At 62.2% G+C, this 22,507-nt stretch carries 17 protein-coding genes and 1 pseudogene; 11 read left to right on the top strand and 7 right to left on the bottom strand.

Annotated features, from left to right (window positions below; all coding sequences use genetic code 11):
- Position 1: 1 nt before the first annotated feature.
- Positions 2-917, bottom strand: a pseudogene (locus tag ACQ4MM_RS16995) (DMT family transporter).
- Between the two features lie 78 nt (positions 918-995).
- Positions 996-3,479, bottom strand: a complete 2,484-nt coding sequence (locus tag ACQ4MM_RS16990) for an alkaline phosphatase D family protein (RefSeq protein WP_431478452.1) — start codon at positions 3,477-3,479, stop codon at positions 996-998.
- Between the two features lie 197 nt (positions 3,480-3,676).
- Here ACQ4MM_RS16990 and ACQ4MM_RS16985 point away from each other — a divergent pair, with 197 nt between their 5' ends.
- The 9 genes from ACQ4MM_RS16985 (at position 3,677) to ACQ4MM_RS16945 (ending at position 11,427) form a co-directional block, all read left to right on the top strand.
- Complete coding sequence (locus tag ACQ4MM_RS16985) at positions 3,677-4,402, top strand: YebC/PmpR family DNA-binding transcriptional regulator (protein WP_431478451.1); 726 nt, start codon at positions 3,677-3,679, stop codon at positions 4,400-4,402.
- Between the two features lie 5 nt (positions 4,403-4,407).
- The gene (purD, locus tag ACQ4MM_RS16980; protein ID WP_431478450.1) at positions 4,408-5,679 is read left to right on the top strand and encodes a phosphoribosylamine--glycine ligase; all 1,272 of its coding nucleotides are present in this window, start codon (positions 4,408-4,410) and stop codon (positions 5,677-5,679) included.
- 120 nt (positions 5,680-5,799) lie between these two features.
- Positions 5,800-6,711, top strand: coding sequence for an oxygen-dependent coproporphyrinogen oxidase (gene hemF / locus ACQ4MM_RS16975; RefSeq protein ID WP_431478449.1), 912 nt, complete (start codon positions 5,800-5,802; stop codon positions 6,709-6,711).
- Positions 6,708-7,355, top strand: a complete 648-nt coding sequence (locus tag ACQ4MM_RS16970) for a nicotinate-nucleotide adenylyltransferase (RefSeq protein ID WP_431478448.1) — start codon at positions 6,708-6,710, stop codon at positions 7,353-7,355. Before hemF ends, ACQ4MM_RS16970 begins: the two co-directional genes overlap by 4 nt.
- 3 nt (positions 7,356-7,358) lie before the next feature.
- On the top strand, positions 7,359-8,063 hold the full coding sequence (gene rsfS / locus ACQ4MM_RS16965) for a ribosome silencing factor (protein ID WP_431478447.1): 705 nt from the start codon (positions 7,359-7,361) through the stop codon (positions 8,061-8,063).
- Positions 8,064-8,534, top strand: a complete 471-nt coding sequence (gene rlmH, locus ACQ4MM_RS16960) for a 23S rRNA (pseudouridine(1915)-N(3))-methyltransferase RlmH (protein WP_431478446.1) — start codon at positions 8,064-8,066, stop codon at positions 8,532-8,534.
- A gap of 15 nt (positions 8,535-8,549) precedes the next feature.
- A complete protein-coding gene (locus ACQ4MM_RS16955) occupies positions 8,550-9,170 on the top strand; it encodes a Maf family protein (RefSeq protein ID WP_431478445.1) in 621 nt (206 codons plus the stop codon).
- Complete coding sequence (gene rng, locus ACQ4MM_RS16950) at positions 9,170-10,636, top strand: ribonuclease G (RefSeq protein ID WP_431478444.1); 1,467 nt, start codon at positions 9,170-9,172, stop codon at positions 10,634-10,636. Before ACQ4MM_RS16955 ends, rng begins: the two co-directional genes overlap by 1 nt.
- Positions 10,633-11,427: a class I SAM-dependent methyltransferase gene (locus ACQ4MM_RS16945; protein WP_431478443.1), complete on the top strand. Its 795-nt coding sequence runs from the start codon at positions 10,633-10,635 to the stop codon at positions 11,425-11,427. Before rng ends, ACQ4MM_RS16945 begins: the two co-directional genes overlap by 4 nt.
- On the opposite strand, the gene ACQ4MM_RS16940 is transcribed toward ACQ4MM_RS16945, so the two are convergent.
- Both ACQ4MM_RS16940 and cysQ read right to left on the bottom strand, forming a co-directional pair.
- The gene (locus ACQ4MM_RS16940) at positions 11,424-11,723 is read right to left on the bottom strand and encodes a hypothetical protein (protein WP_431478442.1); all 300 of its coding nucleotides are present in this window, start codon (positions 11,721-11,723) and stop codon (positions 11,424-11,426) included. The genes ACQ4MM_RS16945 and ACQ4MM_RS16940 overlap by 4 nt on opposite strands.
- A complete protein-coding gene (cysQ, locus tag ACQ4MM_RS16935; protein WP_431478441.1) occupies positions 11,686-12,534 on the bottom strand; it encodes a 3'(2'),5'-bisphosphate nucleotidase CysQ in 849 nt (282 codons plus the stop codon). Before cysQ ends, ACQ4MM_RS16940 begins: the two co-directional genes overlap by 38 nt.
- A 640-nt stretch (positions 12,535-13,174) precedes the next feature.
- On the opposite strand from cysQ, the gene cysD reads away from it, so the two are divergent.
- Complete coding sequence (gene cysD, locus ACQ4MM_RS16930) at positions 13,175-14,071, top strand: sulfate adenylyltransferase subunit CysD (RefSeq protein ID WP_431478467.1); 897 nt, start codon at positions 13,175-13,177, stop codon at positions 14,069-14,071.
- The gene (cysN, locus tag ACQ4MM_RS16925) at positions 14,071-15,990 is read left to right on the top strand and encodes a sulfate adenylyltransferase subunit CysN (RefSeq protein WP_431478440.1); all 1,920 of its coding nucleotides are present in this window, start codon (positions 14,071-14,073) and stop codon (positions 15,988-15,990) included. The genes cysD and cysN overlap by 1 nt, the downstream gene beginning before the upstream one ends.
- Positions 15,991-16,022: 32 nt before the next feature.
- Here the strand turns inward: cysN and ACQ4MM_RS16920 are convergent, their stop codons facing one another.
- Genes ACQ4MM_RS16920 through ACQ4MM_RS16910 form a run of 3 tightly spaced genes read right to left on the bottom strand, consistent with a single transcriptional unit; the run spans position 16,023 to position 22,168 of the window.
- A complete protein-coding gene (locus ACQ4MM_RS16920; protein WP_431478439.1) occupies positions 16,023-17,153 on the bottom strand; it encodes a glycosyltransferase family 4 protein in 1,131 nt (376 codons plus the stop codon).
- A gap of 16 nt (positions 17,154-17,169) precedes the next feature.
- Positions 17,170-20,796, bottom strand: coding sequence for a glycoside hydrolase family 99-like domain-containing protein (locus tag ACQ4MM_RS16915; protein ID WP_431478438.1), 3,627 nt, complete (start codon positions 20,794-20,796; stop codon positions 17,170-17,172).
- 22 nt (positions 20,797-20,818) lie between these two features.
- Positions 20,819-22,168 carry an ABC transporter ATP-binding protein gene (locus ACQ4MM_RS16910; RefSeq protein ID WP_431478437.1) on the bottom strand — a complete coding sequence of 450 codons (1,350 nt, stop codon included), beginning with the start codon at positions 22,166-22,168 and terminating at the stop codon, positions 20,819-20,821.
- Positions 22,169-22,507 lie beyond the last annotated feature (339 nt).

Genomic DNA, 22,507 nt, shown 5'->3' with positions numbered 1-22,507 from the left:
TTTACCTTTCACTTTCGACAGCAAGGTAGATACCAGCCAGCACCAGGGCCGTTCCCGCCAGCTGCCAGCTGGTGACGGGTTCGGGACAGGGATGACGGCGCCAAGGAACAGCGTGGAAACAGGACCGATCATGCCCGCCAGCGAGGCAGGGCCGGCGCCGATGCGCTGCACACCGCGATCATGGTCATAAACAACCGGCATCAACCGTGCACAGGATACCGTTCACCAGCGACAGGCCGTACACCTCCATCGGCTGCACCAGCATGCCGGCGGGCCGCAGCAGGAAGAATTGGCCGATGCAGGCCGCGCTGGAGGACGCACATGGCATACGACACCAGGCGCAGCGAGCCAAGGCGCTTGACCATTTCGCCGGAAGCCAGAAGGTACAAAGGCGTATGCCACGGCGGACACCCAGCACCAGCAGCGAGCCCAGGGCCACGTTGCTGCCACAGGTCATGGAAGAACACCAGCACGATGCCGGCATATGCGGTCAGCAGCGAGAGCCATTGGCTGCGGCCGATATGCTTCTTCAGCCACAGTGCGGAGCCCAGCAGGACGAAGGTCGGGGTCAGGAACAGGATCAGGCGTTCCAGGCCGACGGTGATGAATTGCAGCCCGAGGAAATCGAGGTAGGAGGACAGGTAGTAGCCAACCAGGCCCAATCCGACCAGGCGCCATGCATCGGCGCGGCTCAAGGGCGCTGCGGTGCGCATCTTCCACAGCGCGATGGCGGCAAAGACCGGCAGGGAGAACAACATGCGGAAGGCAATCACCGTGACGGCGTCGAGATGGTAGCGGTACAGCAGCTTGGCCACGATGGCCTTGGTGGAAAACAGGACGGCGCCGCCGATAGCAATGGCCAACCCGCCCAGGTAGGCGGCACGTTTGCCCTGCGCTTCCGATGTGGCTATTTCCATGCCACCATTGTAGCGGCAAGCCGCCAGGCTTGCTGGCGGCTGCCAAAAAGGCGGGCTGGCGCCCGCCCCTGCCTCTTTTTAGGAGACGACTACGGCAGCCTGGCCTGCCGTTACGGTGGCGGTCGTGACCCTGGCGATCACGGTCGCAGGCGCGTTGCCGCCGACCAGCTTGTTGACCTGCTTGAACTGGGCCACCAGCGAACCCGGCGTCAGCGTCACCACGGTAAAGCCTTGCGCGTCTGTGTTCACGTGGCGCAGCCATGGATTGCTGTTAAGGCTGGCCAATTGCTGCGCCAGGCCGACCAGGGTGGCGAAATTGGAATCGGCCTTGATGGCCGACAGCACCGCGTCCATGGTGGCGTCCAGCAGCGCTTCCGGCACGCCTTTCGCACCCAGCGCGCCGCGCAACTGGATCATCAGCGAAGTCGCCAGCGAATCGGCGGTCGGCGACACCTTGCCCATGGTGTAGTCCAGCAGGTTGACGTTCAGCGCGATGGTGCCCACGTTCGGCACCGGCACCGACAGCGGCAAGGACACCAGCGTGCCCAGGCTGCCCAGGCTGGCAGCGGCTTCGCGCAGGTAGGTGAAGAAGGAATCGGAGCTGACGCCGGCCGACACCAGGTCCACCATCACCGGCGTGCCGCCGCCAGCGGCATCGTAATCGTCGTTGACGGTGCCGGCGAAGAAGGAGTGGATGTCGCCGGTCAGCGCCACCACGTTGCCGATGTTGTTGGTCTTAAGGTGCGACATCAGCGCCTTGCGCTCGGCGTTATAGCCATCCCACTGGTCGCAGTTGATCAGGAACTTGCGGAAGTAAGGCGCCAGCGCGGCAGCCTGGCCCGAGGCGACCACGAACACCGATGCCGCCTTGTTGGCCTGCACGTCCGGCTTGATGTAACCGATGGCGATGCCTTGCGCCGCTGCGGTAGCCTGGGCCACGGCGCCCGACTTGGCTTCCGCCTGGCCGAACGCCAGTACCGCCACGCCAGCCTGGACCGAAGTCAGGCCGGCGCCGACGGCGGCCGTCAGGCGTGCACTGGTATCGCCGCCACCGGCGGCGGCAGTGCCGATCGCGGTCGCGGCAGCCGCCGCGACGGAAACCGAGGCGCCGGCAGTCATGGCGCCGACGATGGCGCCGGCCACCGGCACGTTGCCGCCGGTCGAGGTGGCGGCCGTGGTGCCGATGTCGGTGGCCAGCTTGGCCACTGCCTGCAATGCCACCAGGGTGGCGATGGCGTCGGTGCCGCCCAGGCCCATGCGCAGCAGCGATACTTCATTGCCCCACAGTTTCCAGTTGGCGCTGGAAGCCTTCATGGTGCTCTTCCACCAGTCGCGCTGGGTGGCGCCCAGCATGCTGACGGCAGCCAGCGGATCGCTGCCGCCAACGGCAGCCACCTTCTGCGCTTCGGCGGCGCTGTACAGGTCCTGCGCCACCAGGTAGCGCGCGCCGATGCTGCCAAGCGGCTGGCCGGTGGCTGGATTGGCCATCTGCTCGGGCACCACGTGGTCGGCGCGGTACAGGCGCTGGTCGGTCATCACCAGCTGCATCAATTTGCCGAACTGGAAGTCGCGGTAGATCTTGATGTTCTGGAAGCCGGTGGCTGCGCTGTCGAGGGTAACGTCGGCCGGCATGAATTCGAACCAGGCCTGGTTGGCGCTGCGGCGGCGGTTGGTGTCGTGCTTCTCGCCTTCCGAATAGGTCTGGGTATCGCCCCAGGAGTCATCGCTGAACTCGTGGTCATCCCAGATTGCGATGAAGGCGAAGCGCTCATGCACCGCCTGCAGGCGGGTATCAGTGCGGTACTTCTTATACAGGTAGCGGTAATCGGCCAGGGTGGTCGCGTATTTCGCGCCCGAGCTGCCGTTCTTGAAGGTGCCGTCCGGCAGGGTCAGTGCGCCATGGCGGGCTTCGACCGAGCCGACCTGGAAAGCTTCACCCACGGTTTCGTAAATGTAGTCGCCGAGGTGGACGATGAAGTCCAGTTTTTCATTCTTGGCAATATGGTCCAGCGCGCCCCAGTGGTTGATGCTCCAGTCCTGGCAGGTCAGGTAGGCGAACTGCAGCTGCGACACGCTGGCCTCGGCCGCCGGTGCGGTCTTGAAGCGGGCCACGTTGGAACGCACGTCGCCGGCGGTGAACTGGTAGAAATACGCCGTATTCGGCTGCAGGCCGGTGACCTTGTGGCGGATCGTGTTATCGAAATCGGCATTGAGCTCGATCTGCGCATCGACCACCAGCGTGCCCGCGATGGCCTTGTTGCTGCCGAGGGAGGCCGCATTGTCGGCGGCGGTGACCTGCACGCGCACCGTCACGCCGCTCTTGACGGTGACAGCCGCCACGTCGTCCAGGGAGCTCGGCACCACGCGGGTCCACAGCAGGATGCTGTCGGCACGGGGATCGCCGGAGGCGACGCTTTGCGGGAACTTCCAGTTGGCGCCGGTCGCGGGCGGCAAGCCCGGTGCGGGCGGAGTGTAATCACTGCCGCCGCAGCCCACCAGGCCGCTGGTCGCAGCCGATACAGTGATAAAGCCGCCCAATTTGATAAATTGCCGACGATCCATAGGTCTCCTTCATGATAAAAATTATTGTTTTAGGATATTAACTTTACAAGCTGATGAAATAACCCCGAAGAAAGCTACTAAACATGCCGGCACGGCTTGCGGAAGCACTTTTGGTCGCGCCGGCGCGACAAATTCAGGGAGGTACCGGTATGCTAGAATGTCGCCCTCGATTGGATACCGTCTAAGGAAGATTGAACATGGCTGGACACAGCAAATGGGCCAATATTAAGCATAAAAAGGCTGCAACGGACGCGAAACGCGGCAAAATCTGGACACGCCTGATCAAGGAAATCACGGTGGCAGCACGCATGGGCGGCGGCGACCTGAACTCCAATCCGCGCCTGCGCCTGGCTGTCGACAAGGCCGCTGACGCCAATATGCCCAAGGACAACGTGAACCGCGCCATCACGCGCGGCACCGGCGGCGGCGACGGCGCCAACTATGAAGAAGTCCGCTACGAAGGCTACGGCATCGGCGGCGCAGCCATCATCGTGGACTGCATGACCGACAACCGGGTGCGTACCGTGGCTGAAGTGCGCCATGCCTTCAACAAGTACGGCGGCAATATGGGTACCGAAGGCTCCGTGGCCTTCATGTTCCAGCACACCGGCCAGCTCCTGTACGCGCCGGGCACCGACGAAGCCAAGCTGATGGACGCAGCGCTGGAAGCCGGCGCCCAAGACGTGGTGACCGACGAAGAAGGCGGTATCGAAGTGCTGTGCGGCCCGCACGACTTCCCGGGCGTGAAAGACGCGCTGGAAGCAGCCGGCTTCAAGGCCGAAGTAGCGGAAGTGATCATGAAGCCAGCCACCGAGACCGTATTCACCGGTGACGACGCGGCCAAAATGCAAAAGCTGCTGGATGCACTGGAAAACCTGGACGACGTCCAGGAAATCTATACCAACGCTGTCATCGAAGAATAATCCTTATGAAGATCCTGGTAGTCGGCTCGGGTGGCCGTGAACACGCTTTGGCTTGGAAACTGGCGCAGTCGGAACGCGTACAGATGGTCTACGTTGCGCCTGGCAACGGCGGCACCGCACGCGACGTGCGCCTGGAAAACCTGCCGATCACCGACCTGGAGGAACTCGCTGCCTTCGTCGAGAAAGAGCATATCAGCCTGACCGTGGTTGGCCCGGAAGTGCCGCTGGCTGCCGGTATCGTCAACCTGTTCCGCGCGCGCGGCCTGAAAGTATTCGGCCCGACCAGGGAAGCGGCGCAGCTTGAGTCGTCCAAGGACTTCGCCAAGGCCTTCATGAAGCGCCACGGCATCCCGACCGCCGAATACGAAACCTTCGCCGACGTAAAAGCGGCCCACGCCTACGTCGACGCCAAAGGCGCGCCGATCGTGATCAAGGCCGACGGCCTGGCCGCCGGCAAGGGTGTGGTGGTTGCCATGACCCTGGAAGAAGCGCACGGCGCGGTCGACCACATGCTGTCCGATAACGCCTTTGGCGACGCCGGTGCGCGCATCGTGATCGAAGAATTCCTGGCCGGCGAAGAAGCCTCCTTTATCGTCATGTGCGACGGCAAGAACGTGCTGCCGCTGGCCACCTCGCAAGACCACAAGCGCCTGCTGGACAACGACCAGGGCCCGAATACCGGCGGCATGGGTGCCTACTCCCCTGCCCCGATCGTGACCCCGGCCATGCATGCGCGCGTGATGCGCGAGATCATCATGCCTACCATCCAGGGCATGGCGAAAGACGGCATCCAGTTCACCGGCTTCCTGTATGCCGGGCTGATGATCGACGCCGCCGGCAATCCGAAGACGCTGGAATTCAATTGCCGCATGGGCGACCCGGAAACCCAGCCGATCATGTCGCGCCTGAAGACCGACCTGCTGGGCGTGATGGAACACGCGGTCAACGGCACGTTGGACCAGGTGGAACTGGAATGGGACCGCCGCACCGCCGTTGGCGTGGTGCTGGCTGCCGCCGGCTACCCTGACGCGCCGCGCAAGGGCGACCATATCCACGGTATCGCGGCTGAAACGGCCGATTCCGTGACCTTCCATGCCGGCACTACCGACGATGCGGACGGCAAGCTGATCACCTCCGGCGGCCGCGTGCTGTGCGTGGTGGGCCTGGGCGACAACATCAAGATGGCGCAGAAGCAGGCCTACGAAGCGGTCGACAAGATCGGCTTCGAAGGCGTGCAGTTCCGCCGCGATATTGGCTGGCGCGGGTTGAAGCACTAAAACCGGTAAATCAGGGTCCGACCCAAGGGTCGGACCCGCAAAGCGACCGCCGCCGATCGGGTCTGACCCTTGGGTCAGACCCTGGTTTATCGGTTTTAAAGAGAGCAAAGAAAAAGAAAAATGACCGCCCCCGCCCCACAAGACGTCAAAGCCTGGCTGCTTGGCCTGCAAGAGCGCATCATCTCCGCGCTGGAAGATGTGGACGGCAAGCCATTCCTGCGTGATGCGTGGCAGCGCCCTGAAGGCGGCGGCGGCATTTCGCGCCTGATCGAAGAAGGCAATGTGTTCGAGCGCGGCGGCTGCAATTTCAGCCACGTGACCGGCGCCAAGCTGCCGCCATCGGCCTCGGCGCACCGTCCGGAAGTGGGCGGCCAGCCATGGGAGGCCATGGGCGTGTCGCTGGTACTGCACCCGCGTAACCCGTATGCGCCGACCGTGCACATGAACGTGCGCTTCTTCAGCACCACCACGGCCGACGGCAAGCCGGTTTGGTGGTTCGGCGGCGGCATGGACCTGACGCCGTACTATGGCAACAAGGAAGACGCGAAGCACTTTCACGTGACCTGCCGCGATGCCCTGCAGCCTTTCGGCGGCGAGCTGCATCCGAAGTTCAAGAAGTGGTGCGACGAGTACTTCTACCTGAAGCACCGCAAGGAAGCGCGCGGCGTGGGCGGCATCTTCTTCGACGACTTCAACGCGCTCGGTTTCGAGAAGAGTTTTGAAATGACCCGTAGCGTAGGCGACGCATTCCTGGCCGCCTACCTGCCGATCGTGCAAGCCCGCAAGGACGCGCCGTACGGTGAACGCGAGCGCGACTTCCAGGCCTACCGCCGTGGACGTTACGTCGAATTCAACCTGGTGTTCGACCGCGGCACCCTGTTCGGCCTGCAGTCCGGCGGCCGCACGGAGGCAATCCTGATGTCCATGCCGCCGGTGGTCAAATGGCGCTACGACTGGCATCCGGAAGACGGCAGCGCGGAAGCGGCGCTGTATACCGACTTCCTTCCGCACCGCGACTGGCTGGCCGAGTGAAACGCTGCATCGCACTGCTGGGAGGCAGTTTCGATCCGGTGCACATCGGCCACGTCGCGCTTGGCAAGCAATTTGTCCAACTGCTGCAAGCCGATGCACTGCTCGTGATTCCCGCCCTGCCCTGGCAAAAGGGCGCGCTGGTCGCGACGCCGCAGCAGCGGGTGGAGATGCTGACTCTGGCCTTTACCGGCCTGCCCTGCCCGGTCACGATCGACTGGCAGGAGCTGGCGCGTGGCAGCGCCACTTATACGATCGAAACGCTGCGGGCGATCCGCGCCGACGTGGGGCCAGATGTATCGCTGGCCTTCCTGATGGGCGCCGACCAGCTGCAGCGACTGAATACCTGGCACGAATGGCGCAACCTGTTCGACCTGGCCCACTTCTGCGTGGCGGCCAGGCCCGGCTTCGAGCTGGACGACGCCCACGTGCCGGCCGAGGTGGCAGCTGAATTCCAGCGCCGCCTGGCCACGCCGGAGCAGGTCAGGAACACCCCGGCGGGCAGGACCATGCTGGCGGCCGATTTGGCCGTCGACATCTCGGCCACTGCCATTCGTGCTGCATTACAACGGGGGGATGGGGCGAACTCGCTTCTGCCACCGGTAGTGCTAGACTATATTGAACAACATAATTTGTATAAGAACTAAATAATGGATATCAAAAAACTGCAAACCCTCGTCGTGGACGCCCTGGAAGACGTGAAAGGCCAGGAAATCGTCGTATTCGACACCACCGGCTTGACCAGCCTCTTTGACCGCATCGCCATCGCTTCCGGTACCTCCAACCGCCAGACCAAGGCACTGGCTGCCTCGGTGCGCGACAAGGTGAAGGAAGCCGGCGGCGACGTGATCGGCATCGAGGGTGAAGACACCGGCGAATGGGTGCTGGTGGACCTGGGCGACATGATCGTCCACATCATGCAGGCGCCGATCCGCGCTTACTACCGCCTGGAAGAAATCTGGGGCGAAAAGCCGGTGAAACTGGGCGCCGCCAAGCGCAAGTCGACCACCGAAGGCAAGGAAGCAGCCGCCAAGGAAGCCACGCCGAAGAAATCCGGCCACCTGGCTGCCAGCAAGGCTGCCAAAGCCGCCGAGCCGGTAATCGAGAAAAAGCCGGCTGCCAAGAAGCCTGGCACCGCCAAGGCAACCGCCGCTGCCGGCGCCGTGGCCAAGAAAGCCGCCGCCAAAAAGGCTGCGCCGAAGGTCGTCGCGCCGGAAGGCAAGAAAGTGAAGGTTGCTTCCACCAAGACCGCCGAGGCATCCGCCAAGGCCGCCAAGGAGAAGAAAGCCGCTTCCGCTGCCGCAACGCCGGTCAAGACCGTCATCAAGCGCCTGAAGAAGGCTGCGGCAGAGTAAGTGCAGCTGATCATCGCTGCGGTCGGCCATAAAATGCCGGCCTGGATCGAAAGCGGCTTCACCGAATACGTGAAGCGCATGCCGCCGGAATTGCGCATCGTGCTGAAGGAAATCAAGCCCGTTGAGCGTTCCGGCAGCAAGACCGCCGCCACCGCCATGGCCCTGGAACGGGAGCGTATCGAGGCGGCCCTGCCGAAATCGGCGCGCATCATCGCCCTCGATGAACGCGGCAAGGACCTGACCAGCGTGGGCTTGTCCCAGCAGCTGGAAGCCTGGCAGCAGGATGGCCGCGATACCGCCTTCCTGATCGGCGGCGCCGACGGCCTCGATCCGGGGCTGAAAGCCAAGGCGGAAGGCATGCTTCGCCTGTCCAGCCTGACCCTGCCGCATGGCATGGTACGCGTCATGTTGGCCGAACAGTTGTACCGGGCGTGGACAATTACACAAAACCACCCTTATCATCGTGTCTAACCCTTAAGGCAACCGATGAAACTGGCCGAAAAAAAGATCTTCCTGGCTTCCAAGAGTCCACGCCGGCGCGAATTATTGCGCCAGATCGGCGTGGACTTTGAGTTGCTATTGCTGCGCAACGACGGCCCGCGCGGGCCGGACGTGAGCGAAAACGTGCATAGCGGCGAAGAGCCGCTGGCCTATGTCGGCCGCGTGGCCCAGGAAAAAGCCGATTTCGCCTGGGACATGATCCAGCGCCGCCGCCTGATCCTGCGCCCTATCTTGGCCGCCGACACCACCGTCACCATCGATGGCGAGATCCTCGGCAAGCCGGCCAATGCGCGCGAAGCTACCGACATGCTGCACAAGCTGTCGGGCCGCACCCACCAGGTGCTGACCTCGGTCGCCGTGCATTCGCAAGACTTTTCCGGCCATATCACCCAGGTCTCCGAGGTCCGCTTCGGCAAGCTGTCCGAATCCGACATCAAGACCTATTGCGCCACCACCGAACCTTACGACAAGGCCGGCGGCTATGGCATCCAGGGCCTGGCCGCCCTGTTCGTGGAACACATCGAAGGCAGCCACTCCGGCATCATGGGCCTGCCGCTGTACGAAACGGCGCAACTGCTGCGCCAGGCAGGATTGAAACTCCCCTGATGAACGAAGATATCCTCATTAATATCACCCCCCAGGAAACCCGCGTCGCCCTCATCATGCAGGGCGCCGTGCAGGAACTGCACATCGAGCGTACGCTGACGCGCGGCCTGGCGGGCAATGTCTATTCCGGCAAAGTGGTGCGGGTGCTGCCCGGCATGCAGTCGGCCTTCATCGACATCGGCCTGGAACGCGCAGCCTTCCTGCACGTGGCCGATATCTGGGAAGCCCGTCCGCACGACGGCGCCCAGAACGCCACCCCGACCGCGATCGAGAAACTGCTGTTCGACGGCCAGGCGCTGACGGTGCAGGTGATCAAGGACCCGATCGGCACCAAGGGCGCGCGCCTGTCGACCCAGATTTCGATCGCCGGCCGCATGCTGGTCTACCTGCCGCAGGACGGCCATATCGGCATCTCGCAGAAGATCGAGAAGGAAGCCGACCGCGAAGCCCTGCGGGCACGCATGCAGGGCCTGCTGCCGGAAGACGAAAAAGGCGGCTACATCGTGCGCACCCAGGCCGAAGACGCCTCCGACAGCGACCTGCAGGCCGACATCGAATACCTGCGCAAGACCTGGGGCGCGATCTGCCACGGCGCGCGCACCCGCCCGCCGACATCCCTGCTGCACCAGGACTTGAACCTGGCGCAGCGCGTGCTGCGCGATTTCGTGCACGACGAAACGGCAACCATCCAGGTAGATTCGCGCGAAAACTTCCTGGCGCTGACGGAATTCGGCCGCGTCTACACGCCGTCGGTGCTGTCGCGCCTGCAGCACTACACCGGCGAACGCCCGCTGTTCGACCTGTATGGCGTGGAGGAGGAAATCCACCGCGCGCTGGGGCGCCGCGTCGACCTGAAGTCCGGCGGCTACCTGATCGTCGACCAGACCGAGGCCATGACGACCATCGACGTCAACACCGGCGGTTTCGTCGGCGGCCGCAATTTTGCCGACACCATCTTCAAGACCAACCTGGAAGCGGCGCACGCCATCGCGCGCCAGCTGCGCCTGCGCAACCTGGGCGGCATCATCATCCTCGACTTCATCGACATGGAGAACAACGAGCACCGCAACGCCGTGCTCGCGGAGCTGAAGAAAGCCTTGGCGCGCGACCGCACCAAGGTGTCGGTGTCCGGCTTCTCCGCGCTGGGACTGGTGGAAATGACCCGCAAGCGCACGCGCGAATCGCTGGCCCACATCCTGTGCGAGCCCTGCCCGGCCTGCGAAGGCAAGGGCCAGGTCAAGACCTCGCGCACCATCTGCTATGAAATCCTGCGCGAACTGCTGCGTGAAGCCAAGCAGTTCAACCCGCGCGAATTCCGCATCCTCGCCTCGCAGGAAGTGGTCGACCTGTTCCTCGAGGAAGAATCGCAGCACCTGGCGATGCTGGGCGACTTCATCGGCAAGAAGATTTCGCTGCAAGTCGAGACCAGCTACCACCAGGAACAGTACGACGTGATCCTGATGTGATCCGGCACATGAGGTGCCAAGCCATAGAACAAGGGAATCAAGTGGAATTTTTTAACCAGTACGATCAGTTCTACGCTACCAGCCTGACCAGCCCTTTTCCGCATCGGCTGAATGGCCGCCACGAGGCGATCATCGCGCGAAATGCGGCGTTCCTGGCTGGAAAAAGGGTGCTGGATATTGCCAGTCACGATGGGCGCTGGACGTTTGCGGCATTGAAAGCCGGCGCCGCTTATGTCAAAGGCATCGAACCGCGCCAGGAGCTGATCGCCAATGCGGTGGCGACGTTCGACCGCTATGGCATCGACCGCAGCCGCTATGACTTTGCCTGCGGCGACGTGTTCGAATTGCTGCGCTCCGAAACCTTCGATGTGGTTTTCTGCCTGGGCTTCTACTACCACACGATCCGCCACGCTGAATTGCTGGATCGAATCGAACGCACGGGCGCGCAATTGGTGATCATCGATACCGAGGTCACGCCGGCAGAAGATGAAGTGCCCCTGCTTGAGCCGCAGGATGCGCGCTTGATCTTCAAGAATCCGTATGGCATCCAATTGCTGCGCGAACCGATCGACGACCAGCAGATGGCCTGCGATGACGCCCTGACCCGTAATGGCCATACGCTGGTCGGACGCCCATCGCGGGCAGCTATTCGATTTCTGGCGGAACACTTTGGCTATGCGACCAGCCAATATGACTGGCCCAAACACTTCGTCGCCAAGCCGGAACATGGCGACGCAATGCACGACTATCACAAGGGCTGGCGAGAAACCTTCTACTTGCGCAAGTCTTAACCGCTTGCAGCTCCGGGCGACGCCATCGGCGAGCCGGCCTGCTCGGTAACATAGCAAACGTCCCCCAGCCAGGAAACGTAGCCGACCGAGCGGATGTGCCATTTGTAGACGCCGGCGGCCACCTGGTCTTCGGAAGTCACGACCGGCGCGTGGAAGCGCACTTCAGCGGCAAATTCCTGCGTGAACTGGAGCACGCCATCGACCTCGTCGCACTTGGTCAATACGCGCCAGGGCAGCGGATTGTCGTTGTCGTTGCGATTATTGAAGCGGATGTGGATCTGTTTCTTTTCCATCATTGCCTTCCTCTGGTTGAAATGCTGGCCAGGCGGCCGGCAAGCCGGGCGCCGCAGCGATAAAGAACGGATTCAAGACTTCCGCCTTGCCATAGCGCAGTGCTTGCCCGGACACGGTGCGCATCGCGCCGCCTGCCGCTTCCAGCACGGCCTGCGCGGCCGCGGTATCCCATTCGCAGGTCGGCCCCAGGCGCGGATAGACATCGGCCGCCCCTTCGGCAATCCGGCAGATTTTCAGCGAGCTGCCCGCCTGCACTACCTCGCAAGCGCCAAGGGCCGTGATGAAGGCCCGGGTTTCGTCAGTCATATGGCTCTTGCTGGCGACCACGCGCAGTAACCCACCGGCTGGCGGATGGGCGGCCTGGATCGCGACGGTCCCACTGTCATCGGCGCGCCAGGCGCCCATCCCGCCTGCCCCCCAATAGGTCTGGCCCAGTGCGGGCGCAACGACGACCCCGAACACCGGCTGGCCGTCATCGATCAGTGCGACATTGACGGTGAATTCGTCGTTGCGCGAAATGAACTCTTTGGTGCCATCCAGTGGATCGATCAACCAGAAGCGGCCGCCGAGCGGCCGCGCGCATGCGGCATCTCCATCTTCTTCCGACACGATCACCAGCTCCGGCGTCAGTGCCAGCAGGCCGCTGCGCAGCATGGCATGCGCCTGCAGGTCTGCCTGGCATAGCGGACTGCGATCGCCTTTCAACGTCCATTCCACCGCGTCGGCACGGTAAATATCCATGATGGCCGCGCCTGCGCGTTGCGCCAGATTGACAACAGAATGCGCCAGGCTCGCGGAAAGGGTTTGTCGCATTATGCAGTTCGATTTAATATGTTTCAATTATGCTATCATCAAACTACGAAAACACAAATCAAAAAACCAAATACAACAAATTACGACAACCGAGGAATGCATGACGACGTCGCACGCCCCGCTGCTCAACCTGGATTCGGATGGTCCCTGGGATACCGAACGCGCCTACCGTCACCTGCAAGAGCTGGGAGTGGCCGACACCAAGCGCACCGCCGAGCGCCTGCTGCACAAACTCGCGTTGCTGCCGGAGTCGCTTGGGCCCGCAATGCTGCGCGATGAAGAAGGACAGCAGCCGACACCGGCAGTGCTGGAATGGGAGATCAACCAGGCACGCAGCAAGCGCATCCTGGCCATATTCGCGCAACTGTCCAGCCTGCCAGGCGGACAATCCTGTCTGCATTTCAATGACGCGCGCGGTGCGCGCTACTGGCTGCCGCTGGGCGGCAAGGAAGCCGACACCGCAACGGTGGCAGCCGGCATTGCCAGGCTGCAGGCGCACATCGGCAAACCGCTGGCGCTGATCCCGCATGGCCAGTTGAGCGCCATGTGCCGAGGCCTGCCGGACAGCAAGGAAATCCAGTTCTGCCTGCTTGGCTACCGGGCAACCAGGCCAAAGGTCAGCCGCGGTCCTGTGCTGGGCATGTCGCCGCACCTGAAACGCCTTGAAGCAGAAAGCATCGAGATCATTCGCGAAGCGGTCGCCGCCGGCGGCAAGCCCTGCATGTTGTACTCGCTTGGCAAGGACAGTTCGGTCATGCTGCACCTGGCGCGCAAGGCCTTTTATCCATCGCTGCCGCCGTTCCCGCTGCTGCATGTGGACACGCGCTGGAAGTTCCAGGAAATGTATGCATTCCGCGATGCGATGGTGCGCGAGAGCGGCATGCAGATCCTGGTCCACACCAATCCCGAGGCGATCGAAAAGAACATCAACCCATTCGACCATGGCTCGGCGCTGCATACCGACATCACCAAGACGGCGGGCCTGAAGCAGGCATTGGACCAACACCAGTTTGACGTGGTATTCGGCGGTGCACGGCGCGATGAGGAAAAGTCGCGCGCCAAGGAACGCATCTTCTCCTTCCGCTCGGCCAGCCATCGCTGGGATCCGAAGAACCAGCGCCCCGAACCGTGGAACCTGTACAACACCAGCAAGAACAAGGGTGAAAGCGTGCGCGTGTTCCCGCTGTCAAACTGGACTGAGCTCGATATCTGGCAATACATCCACCAGGAAGGCATTGCCGTGGTCCCGCTCTACTTTGCCAAGGAACGCCCGGTGGTCCGGCGCGACGGCATGTGGCTGATGGTCGATGACGCCCGCATGCCGATCGGCCCGGACGAGGAGATTTTCAAGAAAACCGTCCGCTTCCGCACCCTGGGCTGTTACCCGCTGACCGGCGCGATCGAATCGACCGCAACCACCCTGCCGGAGATCATCATGGAACTGGTTCATGCGCGCAACTCGGAACGGCAAGGCCGTGCCATCGACAACGATGCATCGGCCAGCATGGAAAAGAAAAAACAGGAAGGATATTTTTGATGGCCCGTCCAAAGAAATCACGCGCCGCACAGAGCCAGCCGCCGCGCGGCATCCACCCGCTCACCAGCCTGGAAACGCTGCAGCGCCAGCAGGACGGCCAGGATCTGCTGCGCGTGATCACCTGCGGCAACGTCGACGATGGGAAAAGCACCCTGATCGGCCGCCTGCTGTGGCAATCGCAGCAACTGCTCGATGACCAGCTCGATTCGCTGCAGAGGGAGTCCAGGAAGTTCGGCACCCAGGGCGAACAGATTGACTTCGCATTGCTGGTCGATGGCCTGTCGGCCGAGCGCGAGCAAGGCATCACCATCGATATCGCCTACCGTTTCTTCGGCACCAGCCAGCGCCGCTTCATCATCGCCGACACGCCCGGCCACCAGCAATATACGCGCAATATGGTGACGGCAGCGTCGACTGCCGATGTCGCCGTGCTGCTGGTTGACGCCCGCAACGGCTTGCAGACCCAGACCCGGCGCCATGCCTTCCTGGCGTCGCTGATGGGCGTGAGCCGCATTGTGCTGGCAATTAACAAGATGGACCTGGTCGGCTACGCGCAGGACGTGTTCACCAGGATCAGCGAGGATTTCGCGGCATTCTCCGCCACATTCAAGTTTGCCGGCGTCACGGCGATCCCGCTCAGCGCGCTCAAGGGCGACAACCTATGCGAACGTTCGCCGAACATGGCCTGGTATGCCGGACCGACCCTGCTTGGCTACCTGGAAACGGTGAAGATTGAATTGCCTGCCGCCGATAAACCGGTGTTCCCGGTGCAGTGGGTAAACCGTCCGGACGCATCGTTCCGCGGATTCAGCGGGACGGTGGCGCAAGGCGCGCTCAGTGTCGGCGACGAGATCCGCGTCAGCGCGTCAGGCCAGACCAGCCGCATCGCAGAGATTGTCACCATGGACGGCTCGCTGCCGCGCGCCGCGCGTGGCGATGCCGTCACGCTGCGGCTGGCCAGCGAAATCGACGCCTCGCGCGGCGACATCCTGTCGTTGGCCAAGGCGCCGCTCGAACTGACCGACCAGCTGGAAGCCACGCTGATCTGGACCGATCCCGAGCCCGGCCTGGTGGGGCGCAGCTATCACATCAAGCTGGCGACGCAAAGCGGCGCCGCTTCGGTCACCAAGATCAAGCACGAGATCGACGTCAATACGCTGGCGCACCATGCCATCAATCAGCTGACCTTGAACAGCATCACGGTCTGCACCCTTGCGCTCAGCAAACCGATGGTGTTCGAGAACTACGGGACATCGAAACCGCTGGGCAGCTTCATCCTGATCGACCGCTATACCAACGCTACGGTCGCCATCGGCATGGTGCGCCATAGCCTGCGCCGAGCACAGAATGTGCATAAGCAGGCATTGTCGATCAACCGTGCGGCGCGTGAAAAACTGAATGGCCATCGCGGCAAGGTGATCTGGCTTACCGGCCTGTCCGGCGCCGGCAAATCAAGCATCGCCAACGCGCTGGAGGTAGCGCTGCATGCGGAAGGCAAGCGCACCTACCTGCTGGACGGCGACAATGTGCGCCAGGGCCTGAACCGCGACCTGGGATTCACCGATGCCGACCGCGTTGAGAACATCCGGCGCATTGCCGAAGTTGCCAAGCTGATGCTCGATGCCGGCATGATCGTCATCACCGCCTTCATTTCGCCCTTCCGCCGCGAACGCGAGATGGCACGCGAGCTGATCGGCAGCGACAATTTCGTCGAGGCGTATATCAGCACGCCACTGGCAGTATGCGAACAGCGCGACCCGAAAGGCTTGTACAAGAAAGCGCGCGCCGGCCAGCTGCCGAACATGTCGGGCATCGGCAGCCCGTACGAGGCGCCGCTGGCGCCCCAGGTCACGATCGACAGCGGCCAGCAGACCATCGAGCAGAGCGTCGCGCTGTTGATGCAGGAAGGCCTGGCCTGAGGCTGGCCTGCCAGGCGCGCTGCCAGCCAGGTTCAGCCAAGGGTACGACGAATGGCATCCAGCCGGTTTATGTAATTCAATCCGATCGGGCGGTAGGCGAACCGGCTTTGCATGTGCTGGCGCGCCAGTGCGCCCAGCGCCCTGCCCCGTTCCGGCGCGTCGACCAGTTCGACCATGTAGCGCACGGCCTGCTCGTAGTCCGGCTCGGCCCATACCTGGTCTTCATGATGCGGATATTCGCCTTCCAATACCGGAATCAGCTTGTAATCAACGCCGAACGACACTTCCGGCGCCATGAAATCCATATTGCCGGAATAGGCGGTGGCAATCACCGGGTGGCCGAGCGACATGGCCTCGGCACAGCCGAAGCCGTAGCCTTCCGAGCGGTGCAGCGACAGGAAGCAATCGCAGCACCGCACCAGGTTCTTCACTTCATCGCCGGACATGACGCGCTGGATCAGGGTAACGCTGGCGTGCAGGTCGGCCACTTCCTGCTGCAGTTCGGCGAAGGCGTCCGGGTTGGTGTCGACGCCGTTGACCTTGATCACCAGGTGCGCCTTGGCGTACCGGCGCTTGGCCAGCAGGCCGCGGAAGGCTTTCAGTACACCGGCCGGATTCTTGCGCGTCGAGTAGGAGCGCAGGTCGTAGAAGAACAGGAAGGTGTAATCGCTTTCCGGGATGCCGAAGAAGCGACGGCCCATGAAGCCGGTCAGCGCCACTTCGCACGACATCGGCATGTAATGGATCGGCTTGCTGCACGCTTTCTCCAGGCTCGCCTGGATGAAGCGCGATGGCGCCCAGATCTCGTCAAAGCGGTCCAGCTGCTGGGCCCACTCCTGTGGATAGCGCGGCAGTTCCCACAGCGGGTAGACCACGTTGTAGCCGTCCCACTGGCCGTGGTAGCTGAGGTGCTGCCACGCTTGTTCGACTTCGCCGCCATTGATATGGAAGACGTTGATCGGCGACAGCTTGTTTTGCAATGATGCCCCCATTTCGGAGTGATCCGCTGCCGACGGCTGTTCCAGCTTGTAGATATCGAGCAGCCGGGGTGCCTGCCCTGCCGCGCGCAGCGAACGGAAAGTGGCGCGTACATGCTCGCCCATACCGATCGGCGTGTACGGATGTCCCACCAGGCAAACGTCGTTTTGTGTGGATGTAATCATGCTTTACATGGCTTTCTTAACTTTTGGCCAGCAAACGGCCGGCCTCGCGCGCATTGCGCACTGCTTCCAGGTAGGTGTGGCCGAAGCGGCGGTCCGGCTCCAGGTAAGCGCCCTCCGCCCATTCGTTCCAGGCGTTGACGAAGACCAGGCGCTCGTCGCCGTGATGCTGCTTGCGCGTCTCGTCGATGGTCTCTTCCAGCCAGCCCTGGAACGCGCCCGGGGTGGCGTGCTCGAAGCAGAAGCTGTTGCCGCCGCGGCGCGCGGTATTGTCCCAGCCCGGCATCACGCCTTTGAAGCGGGTGTAGGCCGGCGCTTCACGGGTAGCATAGCGCACCGCTATGTCGCGGTAGTCGGCCACGCTACCGGCGAAGCCTGGGTTCAGGATTTCACCGCTTGGCGCTTTCTGTTCAGCCAACCCCTGCGGCGGGAATTCGACGGCCGCATCGCAGCCGAATGTCGAAGGGTGCACATTGGCATGCACCATCTCGAACGATTCGACCATGGCCAAGTAAATCTCGCCGATCCCCTGTTCACGGCAAACGGTGCGCCAGCGCTCGGCCGTTGCTGCAAAATCCGGGAACAGCATAACGCGATAGATCAGCAGTAGCGGCTTGCCGTCGATGCGGATGTAGCGCTTGTCCTTGAAAAAGCGGATCAGGTCCGTGATCACAGCGATATCGTCGGCGGCCGAATGCGACTGCGCCATCAGCACTTCGTGCTCCTGCCCGTCCCAGCGGCGGCTCCAGTTTTCGTTCGCCCAGCACAGGCAGAACGGCATCGCCGGTTCGCCCGACAGCAGCAATTGCTCGACCGGACGTTCAAGCAGGCGGTGGCCGTCAAACCAGTAATAGTAATAGCAGAAGCCGTGCACGCCGTAACGCTGGGCGAGTTCGGCCTGCTGCTTCATCACTTCAATCAGCCGCAGGTCGTAATAGCCCAGGTCGGCGGGAACCCGCGGCTGATAGTGGCCGACAAAGTTAGGCTGCGCCTTGCTGACATTGGTCCATTCCGTGAAGCCCTTGCCCCACCACTGGTCGTTCTCCGGGATCGGATGGAACTGCGGCAGGAAGAAGGCGATCAAGCGTGGGTCCATATGGCTTTCCAGCCTCGGCGTCCATTTCTGGCGCAGCCGGGTGAGGTTGGCGCTAATGGCGCGCATCTTGAAGCTGGCATCGCTGTGCGCCGTCGTCTTTGACAGGTGATGGATGATGGTGGCAGCCGGATTGTAATAAACGTCGAAACCGGCATCGCGCACGCTCAGGCACAAGTCGGCATCCTCGCAATAGCACGGCAGGAACTCTTCGGAAAAGCCGCCGATCTTCATAGCCAGCCCGGTCGGCAGCAGCAGGCAGGCGCCCGAGACATAGTCGACGCGGCGCAGGTAGGAGTAGCGCGCCAGCTTCGGATTGTCGTTAAGGCCAATCATGCTGGCAGCACCGTCCGGCGTGAACGCCACGCCGGCTTCCTGCAGGTGGCCGCTCGGGTAGACGAAGCGCGGGCCGACGGCGCCGACATTCGGCTTCTGCGAGAAGGTTGCCAGCAGCGCGCCGAGCCAGCCGGCAGTCACCTGCACATCGTTGTTCAGGTACAGGACGTAGCGGCCATTGACTTCGCCCAGGACGCGGTTGCAATTGCGCAGGAAGCCCAGGTTGCTGTCGCCGCGGCTGTAGCGGATGTTCTTGACCAGCGCCAGCAACTGCCCGGTTTCATCGGTCGAACAATCGTCCGCCACGATGATTTCAAAGGTATGCGCCGGCTCCACGTGCCTGGCGATCGATGCCAGGCATTCCAGGGTCAACGCGATATTGTTGAAGACCGGCAGGATGATCGACACCTCAGGGCTTGCCACCAACGGCGGCAAGGCCAGCGCTTCGGCAGTGCGCCGCAGGTTGCCTTTCGCGATCTTGATCATCTCGTACGGCATGACTTCGGCATTGGCCAGACGATTTGCCTTGGCCTGCGCGATATTGGCCTTGACCTGCGCATAGTCCTGCCATTCCCAGACACCGTCCGCCATCGGCAGCGGCGGATTGAGGGCCGCGCCACTGGGCGCCGGGATGGCCGGTTGGGCCAGCAATGCATCGGGCTCCGGGACCTCCCAGTTGCGCTGGATTTCCTGGTACTCCATCCAGCGCTGGTAGGCAGGCACGCGCTTGAAGGCGAAACCGAAGTACCTGAACACGCCGCTCTTCAGCTTTTGTGTGCCCGATGGCGAGACCGGCAATGCACGGTACGAGGCCATCGCAGCGCCGACCAAGACCCGCCTGCCGGCACGCGGCACGGCGCTGATCTTGCGCAGCGGCGCAGTAACGCGCCAGCTGTTGGAGGCGTGGAGGCGTTCAATGTGGCCCTTCATCGCCAGGTTGTCGTCACGGATGGCACTATGCTCCGACTGCAGCATCGTATGCTCCGCCAGCATGGCGTCCGCGCGCTGGCCGAGAGCGTGATGTACCGCCGACAGCGCCTGGTGTTCGCCAGCCAAGGCCTGGTATTCATCGGCGCGCGCCTGGATATGCTGTTCCAGATGAATGATGTGTGCGCTCTGCGCCATGACGGCATGCTCCATCTGCATGCAGCGCTGGTCATGGTCCGCAATGCGCTGGTCATAGTCCGCACAGCGCCGGTCATAATCGTAACAGCGCAGGTCATATTCGGTACAGCGCTTTTCCAGTCCCGATATGACGCCTTGCAACTCAGCGCTGCTCTGCTGCAGCGCGCCGATCTCGCCCTCGCGCTCCTTGACCTCGGCCAGTGCAGCCTGTACGCGCGTTGCGAGGCGATCCGCCAGCTGCATGACGACGTTCATGCGCTCGAATTCCTGGGCCCAGCGCCCGATCCGTTGCTCCAGGTCCGGTTCTGCGAAGCTGCGCCGGCCGTGTGCCAGGTCGTTCAGTACCGAATAGATCTCGTACACCAGCGGCGGGCAGCGAACGTCCAGCAGCAGGTCCTCCGGAACATACTCCGTATGGCGCAGCTTAGGGTCCAGGAATTCGTTGCGATAGTCCGCCATGGCTTCTGCGCTGAGCTGCAGGCCGAACGCATTTGCCACGCGTTGCAGTTCCTGCTCCGGCGCCGCCATGATCTGGTCGTAATCGGTGACGATGCGTGGCTTGCCCGCACTCTGGACCAGCGCGGGAATAATGTGGCCCAGCCAGAGCAGGTAGCTCTGCTCGCTATCCATCGCATCGCGCTTGACCAGCGACTGCGCAACACTCAGCGGGTGGCGCAGCGCGATGACGTACGAAACATCGAGCTCGCAGTGGGCGAAGACTTCGCGCCAGAACGGCAGCAACTTGGCCACGCGCGGATCCTTGAAGCCGAATACTTCTGCATCGCCGATCTTGGCTCCCAATAGCTCCAACGCGCGCAGGAAATAGCCGCGCTTTTTCAGCAATGCGATATCCGCTTCGTCAATGGGAGTCAGGCTGAACCAGCTTTGCCCCAGTTCCGCGAGAATTTCATTATCAAAGGCGTTGAGGTCGATATCCTCCCAAAAGCCCTTGTCGTTATTGCCTTCAATCGGTGGAATGAGCCGGTTGCCCAACTCCACGCCCATCACGCGCAAGCCGCGCGTAATGGCACTGGTACCGCTGCGGTGCATGCCCAATACGATCAGCACCTTGCTTGTTTTTGCTCCTGACATATCGGTCTGCTTTCATCGTTAACTACTGCAGTTCTATTTCTGGATAGCAATTGAAATCCACAATGCCCGTTGCCATATCATGTTCGCTTGACTGCACGCGGAACATGGAAACGTCGAGCAGGCGATGCAGGTAGCGTTCTTCGCCATTGATTGCGCCCGCGACACCGGCATTGAGGAAATACAGGCCCGCGTTCAGCGAGCAGGAAAAGCGAAATTCTACTTTGTAGACAGTGCCTGCCGCGACCCTTTCCAAGGCGATCTGGCTTGTCGGCGACGATACCGCCCCTCCCAGTTCGATGCCGTTCAGGGTCTTGATCAGCATGCCGAACCGGACATTGCTGGCCGCTTCAAGGAAGCGCACGGCATACACATAACGGTATTCCCGGCCGCGCAGCAGGATGTTGACGCGCCGGTCGCCAAGCGTGCGGATTTCGACCGATTCGATCAGGGCACCGTTCGATTCGTATTCAATGGTGCTGCTCGGCTTCAGGCTGCTGTCGAACCGTTCCTGCTCCTCGGCTTCCGGCAGCAGCGCCTGGGCATGCTCGCTGTGCACATTGTCCACGCCCAGGTTCAGCCTGGACTCTTCGGCCCGCTGGATCTGCTCACGCACTTCCGCCTGCTTGTCGGGCGGCGCATACAGCAGTTTCTGGTAACGCCCGACAATCTGCTTTGGCACGCCTTCCAGCAATTTGTCGCCGCCATCCATCAAGATCGCGGTATCGCACAAATCGACGATCGTGCTGCCCGAATGCGAAACAAACAGGATGGTCGCACCCTTGGCACGAATCGCTTCGATACGGGCAAAGCACTTGCGCTGGAACAGTTCATCGCCGACCGATAGCGCTTCATCCACCACCAGGATTTCCGGGTCGACGTTGATCGCCACCGCAAATGCCAGGCGCACCAGCATGCCGCTGGAATAGGTCTTGACCGGTTGGGAAATGAAATCGCCGATACCGGCAAACGCGACGATTTCATCGTAGCGGGCGTCGATTTCGGCATCGCTCAAGCCGAGCACCGAGGCGTTCAGGTACACGTTCTCGCGGCCGGTGAACTCGGGATTGAAGCCGGAGCCCAATTCGAGCAGGGCGGCGATCCGGCCATGCGTGGTCACGCTGCCGGAAGTCGGGTTCAGCGTGCCGCAAATGACCTGCAGCAAAGTCGACTTGCCGCTGCCATTGCGACCGACAATACCGACCGTTTCCCCGCGCCGGATGTCGAACGAGACATTCTTCAGCGCCCAGAATTCACGATAGAACTTCTTGTGGCCGCGCACGAACATCTGCAGCAAACGGTCCCGCGGCTTGTCATAAATCTGGAAGCATTTGCTCAGGTCGCGGACCGAGATGGCCACGTCTTCAACGGACATCAGCCCATCCTTTCCGAGCCCGGGCAACAGTAAAGTGCGCCGCCGGCTGTCATCCCGTCCGTCTCTAAAATCATTCCGCATCCTTCGAAAAGCCCGCTGAACATTCACTTTGTGCCATCGGATGTGGACAGGCACGCTCGACCGCTACCGCACAACGCGGGAATTTTAACTCAAGCCAACTGGCACGGTAGGTAAATTGGTGTTTTATTATTAATTTTATTTAATTTGCCAGATGCCCACTTGACATCGCGCGACTTATTTTTCTAAAGCGGACCTATTTCGCGTTACCATCGTGAAACAAACGGCAGAGACCGGCTGTCATACATCTGGGGAGACCGC

It is taken from the genome of Massilia eburnea, from assembly GCF_050709955.1.
Lineage (GTDB): Bacteria > Pseudomonadota > Gammaproteobacteria > Burkholderiales > Burkholderiaceae_D > Rugamonas > Rugamonas eburnea_A.
This window is presented reverse-complemented; position numbering and strand designations above follow the sequence as displayed.